The sequence below is a fragment of the Hyphomicrobium sp. CS1BSMeth3 genome, assembly GCF_900117415.1.
Lineage (GTDB): Bacteria > Pseudomonadota > Alphaproteobacteria > Rhizobiales > Hyphomicrobiaceae.
The window spans coordinates 2,488,656-2,508,106 of sequence record NZ_FPEI01000006.1 but is presented as its reverse complement, the minus strand read 5'-3'; the positions used below and the strand labels follow the sequence as shown (position 1 = coordinate 2,508,106).

The following is a 19,451-nucleotide window of genomic DNA, read 5'->3' as shown; positions in this document are numbered from 1 at the left end:
ATGTCGATCGAGCGCTGTACGCCGAGGGCATCTAGTGCAGAGTTGCGTAGATGCCTGCCTCTCGGAATGCATCGAGGATGGCGATGTGAAGCTCCGACTTCACACGCCCGCCGGCATTGACGTTGGAGAGCGTGAAGCTCAGCGAGAACATCAGACTGTCGGGCGTGAACGTCTCCAGGACCGCGAGCGGCGGTGGCTTTTCCTGAACGTTGGGTTGGCGACGCGCAACCTGCTCCAGGATCTCGATCACGGCTTTGGGACTGGCCTTCATGTCGGTGCTGACCTTGATCACGACACGACCGAGCATGTTGCGGTGCGTCCAGTTGAGGACGCGCCCGGAGATGAGCTCGGAGTTCGGAACGATGAGACTGGCCCGATCGAACGTCTCGATTTCTGTCGAACGGACGGAGATCCGGCGTACGTTCCCCTGCTGATCTCCCACCACGATCCAATCGCCGACCTTGATCGGACGCTCGGCGAGGAGAATGAGGCCCGAAACGAAATTGTTCACGACCGACTGCAGGCCGAAACCAATACCAACCGAGAGGGCACCGGCGACAATCGCAAGATTTGTCACGTCGAGGCCGGCGTAGGAGACGGCCATGAGCACGGCGACGCTGACGCCCACATAGCCGACAGCCAAGTCAACCGAGTTCGCGACGCCGGCGTCCATCCGATCCTGCGCGAGAACGTGCTCACGCAGCCAGCGTTGAGTGATACGGGTCAGAAACAGCAGGGCAATGAAAAGGATGATGCCGATCAGGATCCGTATCAATGAAATGCGGAACTGCCCGATCTCGAAGCCGAAGAACAGCGCTTTTGCCCAGTCGCGTATATCTGCGCCGGAAAAGCCCCATTGCATCATGAGAAGCGGCAGCGCGGCAAAGAGGAGGGCCAGCAGTACCGCAGCCTCGCACAGCTTGACGATCTGAGACTGACGTGTGCGCTCGATGCCGAAGCGGCTCTCGAGGAACGCGCCCACGGCGCTGTTCGCGCCCTCTCTGCGTCGCGTGAGGGCGCGGACACCGAGGTAGATCAGGCCTGCGATGGCGAGAACCGTCCCGGTCAGAACGATCTGCTGAGCGACGTAGCGCCCGAGCGCGACATAGCCGACCGTGGAGCTTCCAGCGATGAAGATCGCGAGGGCCAGGATGGGGAGCTTGATCGAGAGAGGTGCAAGGCGCTTGCCGGCATTGGCGTCGACCCTGTCCAGATGATTGACGACACGCAAGGGACCGGTCTGGGCCACGAAAGGCTTGAGAGCCAGCAGCGCCAATAGTCCGGCGGTCAGCAGGTTCGTTATGAAGCCCTGGGCCACCGTAACGGCAAGTGGAACATAGATCGCGCGACCGAACTCGACGAGCACCGTGTCGAGGATATAGACGCCGAGTATCGCCTTCACGATGGTGAGAATGAACGAAGCCGTATCGTCGTCAACGGGGATAAGCCGCCATTCCGGATGGCGCGGCGCGAGGGCGACGCGCGCCATGCCGGACCCGGCAATGTAGATCAAGACGCCCCAGAGCACCGTTTCGGACAGGCGCTCCCACGGCGAAAAGAACATGTCGAGGCTGTCGAAGCCGGCGTAGAGGATCGCTGCGGCGATCATCGGCCCTAGCATGCGGGCCGGCGCCACGATTGCCGCTTGGTTGATACGATCGAAAAAGCTTGGAATGCCCTCGAAGCCTGCGCGCTTCTTCTCGATCCAATGATCGACGACGCGACCGATCAGAAATGCCGCGACGAGCGTGCCTGCGATGACGCAGATCAGCGCGAGCCATTGCCGGCTGCTACGCTCGAACCAGTGTGCGCCGTAGTACTGGGCGCGACCGGTGATGCTCGGCAGGCGCTCGTAAACGTCGTGCCAGAGGGACGGCAGGAGCGGGCTCGCGCGCCGCTCGAACAAGTTGCGGGAAAAGATCTGATACCGCATGACCGTAATGCGGTCGATCATCTGCTTGCCACGCACCCACGTGAGCTCGACGCTCTTGACAGCGCCATCGAGGGCCGCGGCGATCGTATTGAGGCGCGCGCGTTCCGCTGCAATCGCGGGGGCCTCCGGCTGATCTTTCGGCGCCGGACCTAGCCGCTCGATCTGGCTTTTGACTTCGGTGAGCTTTGGTCTGAGCGTCTCGGCTGTGGCCGTCGAGTCGTAGATGATCTCCTCGACATCGGTGCGCAGGCGCTGGAGCTCGCTTTCCAGCTCCTTGAGCTGCTGTATCGACTTCTCAGCGGACTCGATGCCTTTGACCAGGCGCTCGACTGGCGTTGTCACCTCGGATGGCAGCAACGGGGTTGCAGGGGAGGGCGCGGCTGGCGGTGAGGCAGCAGGCGGAGCTGCGGCGACCGGCGGGGCTGCGGCGACGGGAGGTGTCGCCGGCGGTGACTGCTGCGCTGAAGCCCCGAAAGAAAGCGCGGCTAGAAGTGCGACTACGAAAGCTATGTACGTGCGACGAGCCATGGTCAGCGAACTCTACCTTCCCTTCGCCCGAGAATGCCGACGAACCTGGCACGACTTGGGCACCATGTGGCGATGGGCAATTTCGATTGATCGGGTGGGCAGGGGGCAGCGGTGCTTATAGTTCCGAACGCAGCGTGGCCGCGCTTGGTATCGTGCAGGGCTGAAACTAGTCAATACGCCTTAGCGTGAGTATGGGGGCTGTTGGGCGGAATTGAGCCTGACCGTCCGTGGATCAACGGCTCTCGTGGCGGTGAAGCCGTGCCTGAACGGTCGACTACTGCCAGCAAGCCTTGGGCTGCCTTTGTGCTCGTGCGGTCTGAAGTCGCATGGTCATTTCGGGCCAAGTTTCTTGCCGGAGCAGTGCGGCGGGAGCGCTTACGGGGACGCGAGCAACCGTCTGAGTTTCGTGAGCTGTGCGACTTCGTCCTCCTGAAAATTGATTGTGTCCTGCTGCTCACCCGAGCGGTCCATGAGATAAACGTGCGCCGAATGAGCAATCGTATAGGTGCCGTTTCCTTCATCGATCCGATCGTAGGCAGCCTTCCAAGCGGCCGCGACGGCTCTGATCTGGGTGGGCGTGCCCGTGAGACCTCGGATCCTCGGATCGAATGAGGTGAGATAGCTCCTGAGCTGGTCCGGCGTGTCTCGCTCGGGATCGACTGTCACGAATAGGACGGCGACGCGATCCGCATCAGCCCCAAGGTGCAGCAGGACGTTCGACATCTGCAGCAGCGTGGTCGGGCAAATGTCGGGGCAGTGCGTGAAGCCAAAGAAGAGCGCGTAAGGTCGGCCCGCGAGGCTCGCGGCGGAAAATGGCATTCCGAATTGATCCGTCAGCGCTTCGAGACGCTGAGCGCGCGTCAGATCTTGTGCCGCAGCAGGCGAGCTTGCGATCAGAAGTAGCGTCAGCAGACGAAAGGCCATCCACGCAAGATGCCGGGTTGGCGAACGCGACGACGTCGGGCCCGGACGATGGAGCGGCTGACGTCGAGAGTGTCCTGTCCTCATGAGCATGGAGGACTTCCTTCGATTTCGGACGTGCCATGTTCGATATTTGAAGTGGATCTGTCCAGACTGAGCGTGCATGAAGCTCCTGATCGTCGCCCAATTGAACAGTGGCCCGCGGCGCGACATCGGCTTTCGGAGTTGGTCATGTCCAAGAAAACACGTGCAACGGAGATGCTCGAGAAGGCCGGGTTGAATTTCACCGTTCACAGCTACGAGTACGATCCTGAAGCAGAGCACATCGGGCTTCAGGCTGCCGAAGCGCTGGGTGAGCCGCCCGAGCGCGTGCTGAAGACGCTGATGGCGCTCGTCGATGGCAAGCCCGTTTGCGTCATCGTGCCCTCGGATCGCGAGGTCTCGATGAAGAAGCTCGCCGCGGTTCTCGACGGAAAGTCGGCGCAGATGATGAAGCCCGCGGATGCTGAACGGATGACGGGGTACAAGGTTGGCGGCATCAGTCCATTTGGTCAGAAGCGAAAGACGCCGGCAGCGATCGAGATCGAGGCGCTGGAGCATGAGCTAGTCTACATGAATGGCGGCCAGCGGGGATTACAGGTCCGCCTCTCTCCGCTCGACGCGCAGGAAGCCTTGGAGGCAATCGCTGCGCCGCTGGTCGCCGATCTCAAGGCGCGCTGATGCGCTAGCGGGCGGTTCAGGGAGCGCGGGGCTGCGATTTAAGCTGGGCTCCAATAGGCGCCCGGCGCTCGTAGTGCGGCGGTGCCTATCCGCGCAGCCTGTAGGACCGCAGCCGGTACTTCACGACGCACAGCCGCAGCACGAAGACGCTCGCCATCGTTGCGAGAATAACTGCGGCGACTAGTGCCTGCGAGTGCTCGAACTTGTTGGCGAGCCAAAGGCCGAGGAGCAGCATGAGACCGCCGAGTACGGCAATTTCCTCATACGGCTCGCCCTGAAAAGTTCGTGGCTCGCGCCCTGTCACGACATCGAGGAGCATGCTGCCGCCGGCACATGTCAGGGCCGCACAGAACGGCACCCAGAACCAATGAAGCCCGGCAATCAGCGCAACCTGCGCGCCGATGACTGTGAATGTGGCCATGCCTACGGTGTCGAAGAATGTGAGACTTCGCTCGAATGTGCGCGAGCCGACGGCACCCTCGGGAAGAATACGGGCAAGCCACGCGCCGAGGGCCACGATGGCGAGGACCAGATAGAGGTAGGTCGGGTCCTTGAACATGAAGGGCGGGTGGCGGTCTCCGCCGACAAGCAAATCGCGCAACGTGCCGCCGCCGACCGCCGGCAGAAGCGTCAAGATGAGCGCACCCCACAAATTGTACCGCCGTTGCTCGGCGCGCATGAAACCCGCGATGCCGAAGGCTACCGTGCCCGCGAGGTCCAGCACGTAGAACCAGCGGCTGCGCACCGTCTCTGTCAGATAGTGCCGGGTGGATTGGGAAAGTGCGAAGGGATCGCCACCCGCGGGTTTCGTCGCGCGCCAGATCGAGTGGGTCCAGCCGGCGTGCGCAGCTCTTTGCATGTCCTGCCCCTTTGCGCCCTCGCTCGCCATGACGCCGACGCCGCTCCAATACGAAGAAAGCTCGAGCAGGCCAGCATTCCTATCGTTGCCGATGAGCTGGAGGACCGACTGGAGCATGCGCCGCTGGTGCGCAGCATCGACGCCTGGCGCGCTCGCCATGGTGATCGCGAGCGCCTCCTCCGGGTTCTCGCGCGCGTACTGCCATCCGGCAAGGGTCGCACGTAGAAAGCGTACGAGGGCCTGGTGGCGTCGCTTGTCCTGCAGGGTCTCTGCATTGACGTAGATGCCGTCGTCCAGAAAACCTTGCTGGCTGTCGGCGAAGCGCACGTGGAACAACTCACCGGGCGAGAGGCCCGACTGCAGGATCGACCAGTACTCATTGTACATCATCGCCGTTGCGCAATCGACGCGGCGCTCGATCAGATCGAGGGCGTCCGATCGCTGCTGAACGATCCTGACGCTGTCACTGGAGATGCCCAACGTCCGCAGCCAGTAACGAACCTGGAGCTCGTCGCCAGTATTCCAGACGCCGATCGTCTTGTCAGAAACATCTGCGGGGCTCTGAAGGCCGGGGCCGCGCCGGCAAACGATCGCAATGCCGGGATGCCGGAAGATCTGCGCGATGTTGACGACGTCATGGCCTCGCAGGCGCGCGGCCAGTGCAGCAGGAAGCCATGCGAGCGCGACGTCGGCATCGCCGGTGCGCAGCCGTTCGATCGGCGCGATGCCTGGGCCACCTTCAATGATCTCGAGGTCGATGCCCTCGCGGGCATAGTAGCCCTTGCTCACGGCGACATAGATGCCGGCGAACTGCGCTTGGTGTGTCCACATGAGCTGCAAGCGCAACTTATCGGACGCCTCGGTGCGGGATGGGGGCAGAAGAACGGTGAGGTGTGCAGCGACGATTGTGCAAAGGGCCCGGATGAAGGCCCGCGTTCCGATGGCCGTCATGTTTCTCCCGTGAATGGTTTGGTCCCATTCTACCGGAGATAGTGTTACTTCCCCCTTACATCTGGAGCGGCGAGACGGGGGTGAGGTCGCGAGCCTTGAGCCTCAAGTCCGAAGGCCCGCGCCAGTGCCCTCAATAGGTGATGACGCTTCTTATGCCGACGACGGTCGCATTCGGCGTGCCCGGTACTGCAGCGGGGTGCCAGACGTACTGAAACAAGGGCTGGACGACCCAGCCTTCGCGGAGCTGGGCCTGATAGCTGACCTCGAGGGTCGCCTCGTAGCTGTGCCAGAGACTCTCCGTGCCACTGAGACGAGCCTCGTCCGCGGCCAGAGCCCGCGTCACGTCCGAGATGTGCGAGTAGATGACCGATGCTCCGAGCTTGTCGTCGGGTCGCCCGGGAACAAGGCCTGACACGATCGTGCCGCTCTCGACGTAGAAGTCGACGAGATTGCGATCGGACGGGCTCGCCGAGATACGGGTGAAGACGACGAGGCCGCTGCTCGCATCCCCTCCGGCCGGGCGATAGAGCTGCTGGTCGACGATTCCGTAGATGCCGTAGTTCCCGCGATGGCGGAAAGGTGATCCGGTCGATGAGGGCGATGCGAGCGAGACGCCGTTCGCGTCGAAGCGCTGGTCGTCGAAGTGGCCCACGTGCCCCCATATGCCGAACTTGAGCGCGGAGGCGAGCGCGGGGCTCGTCTTCTCCTGGTTCCGGCTGATCTGCACTTCGGAGACGATGAGCGGCGGATCCTGAACGCGGAAGTTCAGGCCATAGCGGTTGCGCCTCTGCGGATCTCCCGGTCCTGGACCTGCGGGATCGCCGTTGAATACGGCCAGCAGCCAGGCAACATCCTTGCTCGGCTGGATCTTGAGCCGCACGCCGGGCGTCGAGAGCGGATAGGCTGGCCCGCCGCTCGGCAAGTTTTCAGCGGCGATAGTCGGCCAGTCGCTGTTGACGAAGAAATTCCCATAGTCGCTGAAGAAGAATTCCTGGTCTGCAGCGAGCTGCCCGAAACGAAGGGAAGCCGCACCGCCGGCAAACTTCTGCTCCAGCCAGAGCTCGGAAAGGCGCGTCGTCTGCAGGGCTTCGATGTTGCTGTTCGTATTGATGGCGCCGGTATATTCGGCCTTGAGGCGCCCCGTTCCGTGCAACTGGAAGACGTTCGCGTAGAAGGTCAGTCCTTCCCAGCCGGCGAGCTTGCCGAGGTCAGCCTGGAATGTCGTATCCAGCTTCCCGTCGTAGATCGCACCTCTGCGCAATCCGCCGGAAACGTTGCCGAGAACTTCGCTCGTGTAGACGAAGCCGTACTCGATGCCCATCGCCTTGAAGCGATCGCGAACCGCATTGGCCTCTGCAACGAAACTTGCGAGATCCCCGGTGTGTTGCTGACGCGCGCTCTCCTGGGCATGAGGGCTGACGACTGAAGAGAGAAGAAGGGGGTGGCGCCAAAGAGAGGCCCTGCGCGCCAGCGCGACGCGCGCTTCAGAAGCTGGTTCTCGAACTCGCGCATTCACCTGCCCTTCATTGATCTGCCGCGCAGACGATGTGTCTGCGATCCACGCAGCTGGGATCTAATTGCAAATCATTCGCAATAGCAAGAGAGGTGTGCGCAGATCGATGACTGGTGAATCCCATGTGCAGCATTCGAGCAACAATGCGAGACGCGGGCCGTGAAAGGCACCCGCGGCAATCGAGCCCTCTGCCCAATGTGTACCGTGATTCACCAGAGGGATGATCGAGAAATTCGCTCCATCTCACGGCACGGTATCGAGCGAATTCCTCGAGCTGAATCACACCAGCAAGACCATGGTTCTGGTGCCCCTTTCGATGCGGAACTTCGGCTTCGGGACACTCGGCGCAGCCCAAAAGCGGTGCCGATACTCGTCATGCCCTTCCGCAACTAGCGAAAGCCTGTGCAGCCTGCGGCAGCACAGGCTATCTCAGGCTTACGAAGGCGTTGCGACAGTGATCCGGCTTCGGCCGCGTGCCGTCAGGTCGCGTGCGGCTCGGCGACGGGAACGGCATCCGCCGGCGGTTCCTCTCCGCTGGTGGGGCCGGGCACCCACGGCATGAACATCCGCGAGAGGACCGGGATCATCAAGAGGCTGAAGATAGGTGAGACCAGCATGCCTGCGACGATCACCACTGCGAGCGGCTTCTGCACTTCCGATCCAATGCCGGTCGAGAAGGCCGCCGGCACGAGACCAATGCAGGCGGACAATGCCGTCATGAAGATCTGCCGCATGCGGGTCTGGCCGGCCTCGATGACGGCCGGCACGGTGCCGAGTCCCCGTTCGAGATTGCTGCGGATGTAGGAGACGAGCAGGATCCCATCCATGGCCGACACGCCGAACAGCGATATGAAGCCGACCGCCGCCGACACGCTCAGATACTGGCCGGTGAAGTAGAGGCCGACAATGCCGCCAGCCACCGCAAACGGGATGCCCGAAAGCGCCAACAGGCTGTCACGCAAAGAGTTGAACAGGCTGTACAGCAGCATCAGGATCAGCATGAGGCTGAGCGGAATGATGATGGCGAGCCGCTGCTTGGCCTCCTGCAGGGCGCCGAACTCACCGGACCACTCAAGATAGTATCCGGGCGGGAGCGGGATCTTCTCGGCGATGAGCTTTTGAGCTTCCGTCACCGTCGAGCCGAGATCGCGATCGCGGACGCTGTACTTGATCGGCACGAAGCGCTGCGTGTTCTCGCGATAGATGTAGGCGGCGCCGGGGACGAGCCGAACCTCGCCGAGGTCGCCGAGCCGAATGTAGGCAGGCAATGCGCGCGAGTCGCCACTCGGGAGTGCTACGGGGATCGACCGTATGGCATCGACGTTGAGGCGGTATTCAGGTGCGAGCCTGACCGTCAGGGCGAAATTCATTTCGCCTTCGTAGACGCGGGTCACCTCCTGCCCACCGATCGCCGCTTGCACGACAGAATTGATGTCGCCGGCGGAGAAGCCGTAGCGCGCGGCCGCGGCGCGGTCGACGCGGATGATGAGGTTCGGCTGGCCGAGCAGGTTGAAGGCGGCTGGGTCGCGGACACCCGGAATGCGGCTCAGCTCACCCTCGACTGCTTTCGCGAGCCGCTGGAGCACTTCGAGGTCGGGGCCGAAGATCTTGACCGAGTTCTCGCCCTTCACGCCGGACAGCGCTTCCTCGATGTTGTCCTGGATGTACTGCGAGAAGTTGAAGTCGACGCCGACGAATTCGCGGTTCAGCCGCTCGCTCAGCTCCTTGACCAACTGCTCCTTGGTCGAGCCCTTCGGCCATTGATCGAACGGCTTGAGCGGCACGAAGAATTCAGCATTGAAGAAGCCTGTCGGGTCAGTGCCGTCCTCGCCGCGTCCCTGCTGCGAGAACACCGTCTTCACCTGCGGATAGCTTCCGATCACGCGGCGTACGCCAGCCACCACGTCGCCGCCTGCCTCCAGCGAGATCGTGGGAGGCAGCGACGCGCGGATCCACATGTTGCCTTCCTCCAGCTTGGGGAGGAATTCCGTGCCAAGGCGCGAGCCCAGCACGCCAACACCGACCAGCATGGCGAGCGCAATCGAGGCCGAGAGAGCGTAATGGCGGACGGCCCGATGCAGCACGAACTCGTAGACCGCTCGCAGCTTGCGCACGGCAAGCGTTTCGATCTCGCTGACCTTGTCGGGAAGGAGCAGCGAGGCCATCACGGGCGTCACGGTAAAGGTCGCGATGACGGCACCGATCAGCGCGTAGGCATAGGTGCGCGCCATCGGGCCAAAGATCTGCCCCTCCACGCCCTGCATGGTGAACAGCGGGAGGAACGCCGCGATCGTGATCAGCACCGAGAAGAAGATCGGCTTGTCCACTTCGACCGCGGCCGCCACGATCCGCTGCAGCTTCTCGCTGAGAACACTTCGTCGGTCGCTCGTATCGTGCGGATCGTAGTGCGCGAGATGGCGGTAGATGTTCTCCACCATGATGACGGTCGCATCGACGATGATGCCGAGGTCGATGGCGCCGATGGACAGAAGGTTGGCGGATTCCCCTCGTAAGACCGTGATCATCACGGCGAGGAAGAGCGCGACGGGTATGGTCGCGGCAACGATCAGCGCGCATCGCAGGTTGCCGAGAAACACCCACTGGATCACGAAGATCAGCGCGACGCCGAACAGCAGGTTGTGCACGACGGTGTCGACGGTCACGGCGATCAGGTCGCCGCGGTCATAGAAGGGGACGACCTTGATGCCGGCCGGCAGGACGCCATCGCGGTTGATCTTTTCCGCCATGGCGCGAACGCGCGTCACCACCTCATTGGTTCGCTCGAACTTCTGCATCAGCACGATGCCGGTCACGACATCGGAGTCGCCGTCGCGGCCGGCAATGCCGATGCGCGGCGCGTATCCGATCTCGACCTTCGCGATGTCGGAGACGAGCACAGGTACGCCGCCCTGCTGCGTCAGCACCGTGTTGCGAATGTCGTCGAGCGAGCCGATCGCACCCAGGCCGCGCACGTTCACCGACTGGGCGCCGAGGGAAATGGTGCGGCCGCCGACGTTGGCATTGCTCGAGGAAAGGGCGGTCACGACCTGCGGGAGTGTGAGCCCGTAGGCCATCATGCGGTTGAGGTCGAGCTCGACGCTGTACTCTCGGGTTTTTCCGCCGAGGACCACGACGTCGATGACGCCCGGCACGGTGCGGAACTTGCGCTCGACGACCCAGTCCTGCAGCGTCTTGAGCTGCATGACATCGGTGCCGGGCGGGCCCTTCAGCTCGTAGCGAAAGATCTCGCTGATGCCTCCCGCAGGCGAGATCGTGGGCTCGACGCCGGTCGGCAGCGTGGCGTCCTTGATGCGATTGAGAGCCTGTTGCCGCACGAAGTGATAGTCGCGGCCATATTCGAACTGCAGACGCAGGAAGCCGAGACCGTAGACGCTGTTCGAGCGAACGAATTTCAGCCCCGGCGTGCTCATCACCGCGAGCTCGAGCGGGATCGTCACGTAGCGCTCGACCTCTTCGGGCGACTGCCCCGGCCACTGCGCGATGATCTCGATGATGGGCGGCGTTGGATCGGGATAGGCTTCGATATTGAGTGTGCGGTACGACGCGTAGCCGAGGCCGACAAAGGCAGCAAACAGCAAGACGACCAGGGGCCGCCGAGCGAGACACGCAGCGATCAGTTTGGACAGCATGGATGAGCCGGAAAGGTAAGCCGGGGCCTAGTGGCGCCCCTCGTTGTCTACAAAGATTGCGCCCCGGCCGACCACGGTCTCTCCCTGGTTGAGCCCGTCACGGATCTGGATACAGCCGTTCTGCTCGGCACCAATCTTCACGGTACGGCTCTGGAACACTTGCGGTTCCTTCTCAACCCACAGTCGCGTCTCCTCGCCCCGGCGGATGATGGCGTCCGTTGGGACGGCCGTCGTCGCCTCGACATTCCCGACAGAGATCTTGAACGTCGCGAACATCTCTGCGCGCAGCAGCCCGTCAGGGTTTGGAATCTCGGAGCGCACCATGACCCGGCGCGTCGTGGGATCGGAGGCTGCTCCGATGGCGTCGATCCGCGCGTGCACCCGACGGTCAGGAAGAGCGAGGATGCGTACGTCGATCTCCTGGCCGACTCTCACGTTCGGGATGTCGCCTTCCGCGACGTAGGCCTTCAGCCACATGGTGGAAAGGTCGGAAATCGAGAAGTGCGCCTCGGAGGCATCGGTCTTGACGAACTGCCCGGGGCCGATACGTCGCGCAGTGACGGTCCCACCGATTGGCGCGTTGACGGCCAGCAGCGGATTGATGATGCGCTCGCGCTCGAGGCGATCTACCTCGTCCTGATCGCGGCCTATGATCACGCGCAGGCGGTGCCGTGCCGCGGTGAGTGCGCCCAATGCGGTCTTGAAATCGGATTCGGCCGCCGCAAGATCGTTCTGCGCCTGCTCCATCTCGCGCTGCGATGTCGCCTTGTCGCGGAACAGTCGCTGCTGGCGATCGGCCTGGCGGCGCATGACGTCGAGATGCGAGTTGGCCTTGTCGCGCGCGTGCAGTGCCGCGATGAGGTCCGTCTGCACCTGCACGACCTCGGGGCTGTCGATCTCGAACAGAGGATCACCGCGCTTCACCTCATCGCCGACCTGCGCCATGAGACGCGTGACGCGACCGGAGAAGGGCGTGAACACGTTGGTGCTGGCGTTCTCGTTGAAGGCGATCTGGCCAATGGCCGTCTTCTGCTGGCGGAACGAGCAGAGGCCGACCTTCACGAGCTCGAGCTGGTGCATCTGGTCGGGAGTGACGCGCACGTTGTTGGGATCGACCTTTTCGGTCGACGGCGAGGAGGCCGTGGCCGGCGGCATCGAGTTCCACCACGACACCTTCGACAGCACCACAGCAGCGAGCATGCCGCCGCAAGCGGCGATCACGACAACAATCGAGGTCCGTAGACCTTTGTACAGACGATGCAACATGTTCCTGCGCTTTACTCTCGCGTTACGTGCGCGGCCTTCTTGATGGCGCGCTCGTTGTCATGGCTAACCGTTTCGGGGGCCGGCGGCGGCGGCCTGTTCCACCAGCCGCCACCGAGCGCCTGGAAAAGCGCGACGGTGTTGGCGAGCCGCGAGGCTTCCGCTTCCACGCGTGCAAGCTGCGCCTGCAGGTATGCCTGCTGTACGACGAGCAGGAGCGGCACGCTGACCTGCCCTTCCTGAACCTGCTGTCGAACCAGATCGATATTGCGCGATGCCGCGCGCTCGGCCTCGGTCGCGGCGCTCATGGCGCGGGTGTCGGCCTGCAGGGCCCTGAGCACGTCGGCCACGTTCTGGAAGGAAGCGAGCACCACGCTGCGATACTCGGCGGCGGCCTGGTCGGTCGCCGCTTCTGCAGCGCGCTGGCGGTATCTGAGATTGCCGCCGTCGAATATGGTCTGCGCCGCATTGCCGGCGATCATCCAGAAGGTGGTTCCGGGAGAGAACAGCCGGGAAATCGACTCGGCCACGCTGCCCGCGTTGCCGGAGAGCGTGATCTGCGGCAGCCGGTTGGCGATGGCGACGCCGATCTCCGCATTTGCAGAGCGCAGGTTGGCCTCGGCGACTCTCACGTCGGGCCTGTGACGAACGAGATCGGCCGGCAGGCTGAGCGGAAGCTGCCGCGGCAGGCGGAAGGACGAAAGCTGGAAGGTCTCCGAGGGGCCATCGCTCGGAACACGGCCGGTCAGGAAGGCCAGCAGGTGGCGCTGCTGTGCGAGCTGGCGTTCGAGCGGCGGCAGTAGGAGCCGCGTCTGCGCAACGGCCGTCTCCTGGGCGGCGATCTCGGTCTGCCCGAGCTGCCCGAGCTCGTGCTGGCGCTTCAGGATCTTCAGAAGCTCCATCTGGAGATCGATCATCCGCTTGGTCACACCGACCTGGCCGCGAAGCGAGGCTTCCTGGATGGCCGCGAGCGCAATGTTGGAGGTGAGCGTCAGATAGACGCCCTCGAGGCGGAAGCCTTCCCTTTCAGCCTGGGCATCCGCGGACTCGAACTGGCGCCGCTTGCCGCCGAATATGTCGGGGACGAAGGAGACGGTGAGCTGAGCGGTGTGCAGGCTGAAGAGGTCGGAACCGGAGGCGGCGTCGGTGGTCACGGACCGGCTGGCAATCTTCTGCCGCGTCGACTCGAAGTTTCCGGTGAGCACCGGGAAGAAGGTGCTGCGCTGCGCCAGCGCATTGGCCTGTGCTACGCGCACGGCGGCGGCAGCGGCCTGGAGATCGGCATTGTGCGCGATGCCGTCCTCTACCAGGCGATTGAGGTTCTCGGAGCGGAAAAGCCCCCACCAGCGCGCCGAAATGTCTGCGCCGCGTACGACGTTTTGTCCGGGCACGCGATCTCCTTGCGGAAGGCCGGAAGAGCGATCGCCCGACACATAGCTTCCCACGTCCGGAAAGCCCGGGCTAATGAAGTCGGGTCCGACTGTGCAGCCCTTCAGCATCGGCACCAACAAGAGGCAAATGCTGCGCCTCCCCCCCAACCAGCTTCCAATGTACCGACAAATCGCACGCCCGCCCTCCGCATAGAATGCCGAGAAACCCATGGAATTCTGCCCCCGATCCCCGTCCGGAGAGCTGGGCTTGTCGCCCTTATGCCGTTCCGAACCGTTGTCGCTTTAGCAACGGGCGTGCCAGCCCGTTAAGGCCGACAGAGTCAGAGATTCGTTGTTCTTACTCAATGGCTTGTCGCAACGTCCGCACGGCTTATTGCGTCCGAAGCGGCGGCTTTCCGCCACTTCCGACAAAAGCATCGGCGGAATTCAGCCGATTTCAGCCCTGATCGGTGAACCGCCGGCGGTCCAGGCCGTACTTGGCCATCTTCTCACTGAGGGTCCGACGGGGAATGTTCAGGCGTTCCATCACCGCCGTCAGCTTGCCGCCGGACTCCGCCAGGCAGCGCTCGATGACGGAGCGCTCGAAGGCGTCCACCTGCTCGGCGAGCGAGAGCCGATCACCTTCCGGCTCTGTGGCGGCATCGGGCCAGAATGTCCCGCCGAGACCGAGCGCAAAGCGTTCAGCGGCATTGCGCAGCTCCCGGACATTTCCAGGCCAGTCATACGCCAGGAGGCGATTGACCGTGGCCGCAGGGACGGGTCTGCGCTCCCGTCCGTGGGCATTTGCTGCAAGCGAGGCGAAGTACTCGAACAGGAGAGGGATGTCCTCCTTGCGCTGGCGCAGAGGAGGGATCGTCAACTCGACGACCGAAAGCCGGTAATAAAGATCCGAGCGGAAGCGGCCGGCGCTGCTCGCCTGGCGCAGGTCGATCTTGCTGGCTGCGATCGCGCGCAAATCGATCGGGTGGCTGCGGTTGGATCCGAGCCGTTCGACGACCCGCTCCTGCAGCGCGCGCAACAGCTTTCCTTGGATCGAGAGCGGCATACTGTCGATCTCGTCGAGGAAAAGCGTGCCCCCGCTGGCGTGCTCGAGCTTCCCGATCCGCCCTTTTGCCGCGCCGGTGAAGGCGCCGGTCTCGTACCCGAACAACTCGCTTTCCGCCATCGTCTCCGGGATGGCGGCGCAATTGATGGCTACGTAGTGCCCCTCGTGGCGCCGCCCGAAGTCGTGCAGGCAACGCGCCACGAGATCCTTGCCGGCCCCGGTCTCGCCGAAAATGATGACGCTGACGTCGGTTGCGGCGAGCTCGGCGACGCTCGCACGGAGCCGCTCGATGGCTTGCGAGGTGCCCACGATGCGCGAGCCAAGCGTCTGCTCGGCCACCGCACGCCTGAGGCGCCGGTTTTCCGTGACGAGCTTGCGCTTTTCGGCCGCGTTCCTGATGACCTCCAGCAGGCGCTTCGGCTCGAAGGGCTTCTCGATGAAGTCGTAGGCCCCGAGCCGCATGGCGTCGACGGCGGTCTCGACGTCGCCGTGCCCGGTTATGACGATGACGGGCAGCTCCGGATCGATATTCTGCGACTGGCGCAGAAGCTCCATACCGTCGGTGCCTTCCATCTTGAGATCGGTCACCAGAACGCCGGGAAAGTCCGTGCTCAAGGCTGCTATGGCGGGCGCGGCGCGGTCGTGGACGATCAGCTCGAAGCCGGCAAGGCGCAGCCATTGGCCGACGGCCTCACGCATGGCTTCCTCGTCGTCGACAAACAGTACCAGACCTTGGTCAGGCATGGCTCGCCTCTGCAACTGCGGGCAGTCCCTCGACGGAATGCGGCAGCTCCACAGTGACCTCGGCGCCGCCCTCTGGAAGATTGGTCGCGTAGATCTGGCCCTGCACTCCTTGAACGATTCCGTAGGATATCGAGAGGCCGAGGCCAAGGCCTTTGCCGACCGGCTTGGTCGTCACGAACGGATCGAAAATCCGCTCGAGGAGGTCGGCGGGGATGCCGTGCCCGTTGTCGGCAACAGCAAGAACGATCGTCTCGGGCGTGGATCGGGCGCGGATCCTGACCCAGGGGCTCGTCGCATCCGACACGGCATCGAGGGCATTGAGAAGAAGGTTCACGACGACCTGCTCGAGCTGCACGGCGTGGCCGACCACGACCAGGTCGGGCTCGATGTCCTTCTCGACCCGCACATCGCCGGAATTGATCCGATTCTCGACGAGCAGCAGCGCCCCGTCCAGGATCCGGTCGACACGGACGCGCTCGTGATGGGTGGGCTCGCTCTTGCGGGCGAACATCTTCAGGTGCCCGGAAAGCTTCGCCATGCGATCGGCGAGGTCGCTGATGAGGTCCACGTTGCGCATGACCTGATCCGTATCGCCGCGCTGGGCGAAAATCCGTGTGCTGGCAATGAAAGTCTGGATGGCTGCCAGGGGCTGGTTGATCTCGTGGGCCAGTGCGGCGGACATGCGTCCGAGCGCTGCGAGCTTTCCGGCCTGGACAAGCGCGTTCTGCGTCGTGCGTAGGCGCGCCTCCGTACGCCGGCGCTCGTCCACCTCCGTCGTCAGAGAGGTGTTTGCGTCCCGCAGCTCCCGCGTGCGCTCGTCCACCTCCTGCTTGAGCTTTATGCCGGCGTCCCGCTCGGAGAGGTAGGCGCGGTGACGCTGAAGCATGTAGAGAAGCAGCGATAGCAAAAGCGCCGAGATCGTGCCGCCGATGATGGCGCCGTCGCGTTCGTCATTGGAGACACTCGCCAGTGCCGCGAGGCGGTGTGCAGTCCAGCCATACTCCGGCAGCGCCATGGACTCGTAGAGATATGCCGAGCTGTCGGCCCCGCCGCGGGCGCGAATGATCGCCGTATTTCCGCGCCGCTCCATGATGTCCCAGGAGATAGGCGCCAGGTTCGCGCTGCCATAGTGGTTTGACGGGGGCTCGGCCGAGGTCGGCTGGCGCTCGAAGTTCATCCGCCGATATTTGTAGATCGGATCGCTGGCAAGAAAGGCAATGCCGTCGCGATCGGTGACGATGACGCGCTCGCCGGCGCTTTCCCATGCGCTTTCAAGCTTGTCGAACTCGATGCGCACGACAACCGCGCCGAGAAGTGCCTCCTCCCGGACAGCCTCGGCAAGGAAGTACCGGATCCGGTCGGAGTCGGGCTCGATTTCCAGGTCCGCGCTCTTGCCGCCCGCGATAGCCTGCTGAAAGTAGGGAAGATCCGAGGCATTGCGGCCGATGCGGGTGTTAGCGCTTTCCCAGTCGTCGCTCGCAATCACGATGCCGTTCGGACGGATGACATAGACGGCCCGGGCGTCCGCCTCGATGCTGATGCGACGAAGCTTGTGGTTCACGCGATCCAGAAGGGCCGGATCACCGGGGGATCGCAGGGCCGCTCGAACGTCGGCATCGAGGGAGAGCAGGATCGGCAAGTGGTCCTGCCGGTTGACCTCGGCGTGAACAGCGGCCGTAACGAGCTGAATGCGCTGGGAGTTGATGGCCTGCAATGAACGCAATCCCTGCTCTCGCCAGACGTGCTGGGTGACGAGTGCCGACCCGCCGATCAGCGCCGCCGCGCCGGCCCAGAGGAGCAGTTTTCTGGCGAGTGATTGCATTGCCTGTCCGCTGATGTCACTCAGTCAGCTACCAAAACGGCATTCGCACGCTGGTCCGTAGCATCCCACCCCGGCCGATAGCATAGCTGACCGCGCCATCAAAACGCAGGTCAGCGGACCGTCATCCGGCGGAGCTGGGCAGCAGGGGCTCCGCGATGCATGGCTCCGGCGCGGCGGCGGATCATCGCTCAGCTTATGCAAGGATTCCAGCATCATTGCGGTGCCATGGCCTGACGTGGACGGGCGACGCCGGCTTCCGGGCCTGGGTTGGTGCAAGGCGGTCGGATACCGCGAGGGCGTGGGACGCTCGGCCCGCGCAGACACAAAAGGTCGCAATCCCATTTGATCTGGATCAATCGCCGCCCGCTCTTCCGGCAGCAGCCTCCCCGGTGCAGCGTCGTCCGGACCGCTGGACGCGCTAAGCGTTAAGTGGAGGATGCGGTCATGATGAGCGCGGCAATAGCGCACGCAGATGATCATCCGCATGGATGGCGGCGCTGGCTTCTATCCACCAATCACAAAGACATCGGCACGATGTACCTGATCTTCGCCATGTTCGGCGGGATCGTCGGTGGCGCGCTGTCGATCGGCATCCGGCTCGAGCTTCAGGAGCCGGGGATGCAATACTTCTCCAGCCCGCACATGTTCAATGTGTTCACGACCGGTCACGGGCTGATCATGATCTTCTTCATGATCATGCCGTCGCTGTTCGGCGGCTTCGGCAACTGGTTCGTGCCGCTGATGATCGGGGCGCCCGACATGGCTTTCCCGCGCATGAACAACATCTCATTCTGGCTGCTGCCCGCGGGCTTCATGATGCTCATCCTCTCGCTCTTCGTGCCGGGAGAGGGGAGCTGCGTGATCAGCCTCGACGCCGCGACGCGCGATCTGTCGGGATGCGGCGCGGGAACCGGCTGGACGGTCTATCCGACGCTCTCCACGTCAGGACATACGGGACCGGCCGTCGATTTCGCCATTCTGGGACTGCACATCGCCGGTGCGTCGTCCATCCTGAGCTCGATCAACTTCATCACGACGATCCTCAACATGCGCGCGCCCGGCATGACGATCCACAGGATGCCGCTGTTCGCGTGGTCAATTCTCATCACGGCCTTCCTGCTCCTGCTCGCAATGCCCATCCTGGCAGGCGCGCTCACGATGCTGCTGGCAGACCGCAATTTCGACACCGCGTTCTTTGTTGCCCAGGGTGGCGGTAATCCGCTGCTGTACCAGCACTTGTTCTGGTTCTTCGGACACCCTGAGGTCTACATCATCATCCTGCCGGGCTTCGGCCTCGTCAGCCACGTCATTGCGACGTTCTCGAAGAAGCCAATCTTCGGCTATCTCGGCATGGCTTATGCGATGGTCGCGATCGGTGCGATCGGCTTCGTCGTGTGGGCGCACCATATGTTCACGACCGGCATCTCGGCGGACGTGCAGGCCTACTTCATGTTCGCGACCATGGTCATCGCGGTGCCGACCGGCATCAAAGTCTTTTCCTGGATCGCGACCATGTGGGGCGGATCCATACGCTTCACCACACCGATGCTGTTCGCGCTCGGTTTCATTTTTGTCTTCACGATCGGCGGTGTCACCGGAATCGTCCTGGCCAACGCCGGCGCGGACCGCGCGGTGCACCAGACGTACTACGTCGTCGCGCACTTCCACTACACGATGTCGCTTGCCGCGCTCTTCACACTCTTTGCCGGCTGGTATTACTGGTTCCCGAAGATGACGGGCTACATGTACTCGGAGGCGATCGGGAAGCTGCACTTCTGGCTGACCTTCATCGGTGTCAACCTGACGTTCTTCCCGCAGCATTTCCTCGGTCTCGCGGGCATGCCGAGGCGCTATCCCGACTACCCGGATGCCTTTGCCGACTGGAACCGGATCTCGTCCTTCGGCTCCTACATCTCGGGCGTGGGCGCGCTGGTGTTCTTCATCGGCGTTGCCGTCGCCTTTGCCAGCAAGCACAAGGCCGAAGGCAATCCGTGGGGACAAGGCGCAACGACACTCGAGTGGACGCTTCCCTCGCCGCCGCCTTTCCATTCCTTCGATAGGCTGCCGCGCTTCAAGAGCGATGGGCACTGAGCGGGTGCGCTGATTGCGGG

Annotated in this window: 11 protein-coding genes; 2 read left to right on the top strand and 9 right to left on the bottom strand. The window is 63.3% G+C overall.

Annotated features, from left to right (window positions below):
- Nucleotides 1–31 precede the first annotated feature (31 nt).
- Together CS1BSM3_RS26605 and CS1BSM3_RS26600 are read right to left on the bottom strand one after the other, a co-directional pair.
- A complete protein-coding gene (locus tag CS1BSM3_RS26605; RefSeq protein ID WP_143149369.1) occupies nt 32–2,275 on the bottom strand; it encodes a DUF3772 domain-containing protein in 2,244 nt (747 codons plus the stop codon).
- Between the two features lie 561 nt (nt 2,276–2,836).
- Complete coding sequence (locus CS1BSM3_RS26600) at nt 2,837–3,385, bottom strand: SCO family protein (protein WP_072393229.1); 549 nt, start codon at nt 3,383–3,385, stop codon at nt 2,837–2,839.
- 228 nt (nt 3,386–3,613) lie between these two features.
- Between CS1BSM3_RS26600 and ybaK the strand changes: the two genes are divergently transcribed.
- Nucleotides 3,614–4,102, top strand: coding sequence for a Cys-tRNA(Pro) deacylase (ybaK, locus tag CS1BSM3_RS26595; RefSeq protein WP_072393226.1), 489 nt, complete (start codon nt 3,614–3,616; stop codon nt 4,100–4,102).
- Nucleotides 4,103–4,187: 85 nt separating this feature from the next.
- Here ybaK and CS1BSM3_RS26590 read toward each other — a convergent pair whose 3' ends face one another.
- The 7 genes from CS1BSM3_RS26590 to CS1BSM3_RS26560 all read right to left on the bottom strand — a co-directional run bounded on the left by CS1BSM3_RS26590 (nt 4,188) and on the right by CS1BSM3_RS26560 (nt 17,340).
- Complete coding sequence (locus tag CS1BSM3_RS26590; protein WP_072393223.1) at nt 4,188–5,912, bottom strand: ABC transporter substrate-binding protein; 1,725 nt, start codon at nt 5,910–5,912, stop codon at nt 4,188–4,190.
- 130 nt (nt 5,913–6,042) lie between these two features.
- Complete coding sequence (locus tag CS1BSM3_RS26585; protein WP_072393220.1) at nt 6,043–7,233, bottom strand: carbohydrate porin; 1,191 nt, start codon at nt 7,231–7,233, stop codon at nt 6,043–6,045.
- A gap of 671 nt (nt 7,234–7,904) precedes the next feature.
- Nucleotides 7,905–11,075 carry an efflux RND transporter permease subunit gene (locus tag CS1BSM3_RS26580; RefSeq protein ID WP_072393217.1) on the bottom strand — a complete coding sequence of 1,057 codons (3,171 nt, stop codon included), beginning with the start codon at nt 11,073–11,075 and terminating at the stop codon, nt 7,905–7,907.
- A gap of 27 nt (nt 11,076–11,102) precedes the next feature.
- Nucleotides 11,103–12,341 carry an efflux RND transporter periplasmic adaptor subunit gene (locus CS1BSM3_RS26575; protein ID WP_072393214.1) on the bottom strand — a complete coding sequence of 413 codons (1,239 nt, stop codon included), beginning with the start codon at nt 12,339–12,341 and terminating at the stop codon, nt 11,103–11,105.
- A gap of 11 nt (nt 12,342–12,352) precedes the next feature.
- Nucleotides 12,353–13,837, bottom strand: coding sequence for an efflux transporter outer membrane subunit (locus tag CS1BSM3_RS26570; protein ID WP_072393211.1), 1,485 nt, complete (start codon nt 13,835–13,837; stop codon nt 12,353–12,355).
- A gap of 328 nt (nt 13,838–14,165) precedes the next feature.
- Nucleotides 14,166–15,518 carry a sigma-54-dependent transcriptional regulator gene (locus CS1BSM3_RS26565; RefSeq protein WP_072393208.1) on the bottom strand — a complete coding sequence of 451 codons (1,353 nt, stop codon included), beginning with the start codon at nt 15,516–15,518 and terminating at the stop codon, nt 14,166–14,168.
- On the bottom strand, nt 15,511–17,340 hold the full coding sequence (locus tag CS1BSM3_RS26560) for a sensor histidine kinase (protein ID WP_072393205.1): 1,830 nt from the start codon (nt 17,338–17,340) through the stop codon (nt 15,511–15,513). The genes CS1BSM3_RS26565 and CS1BSM3_RS26560 overlap by 8 nt, the downstream gene beginning before the upstream one ends.
- Before the next feature lie 447 nt (nt 17,341–17,787).
- Between CS1BSM3_RS26560 and ctaD the strand changes: the two genes are divergently transcribed.
- Nucleotides 17,788–19,431, top strand: coding sequence for a cytochrome c oxidase subunit I (gene ctaD, locus CS1BSM3_RS26555; RefSeq protein ID WP_072394648.1), 1,644 nt, complete (start codon nt 17,788–17,790; stop codon nt 19,429–19,431).
- The last annotated feature ends 20 nt before the right edge of the window (nt 19,432–19,451 follow it).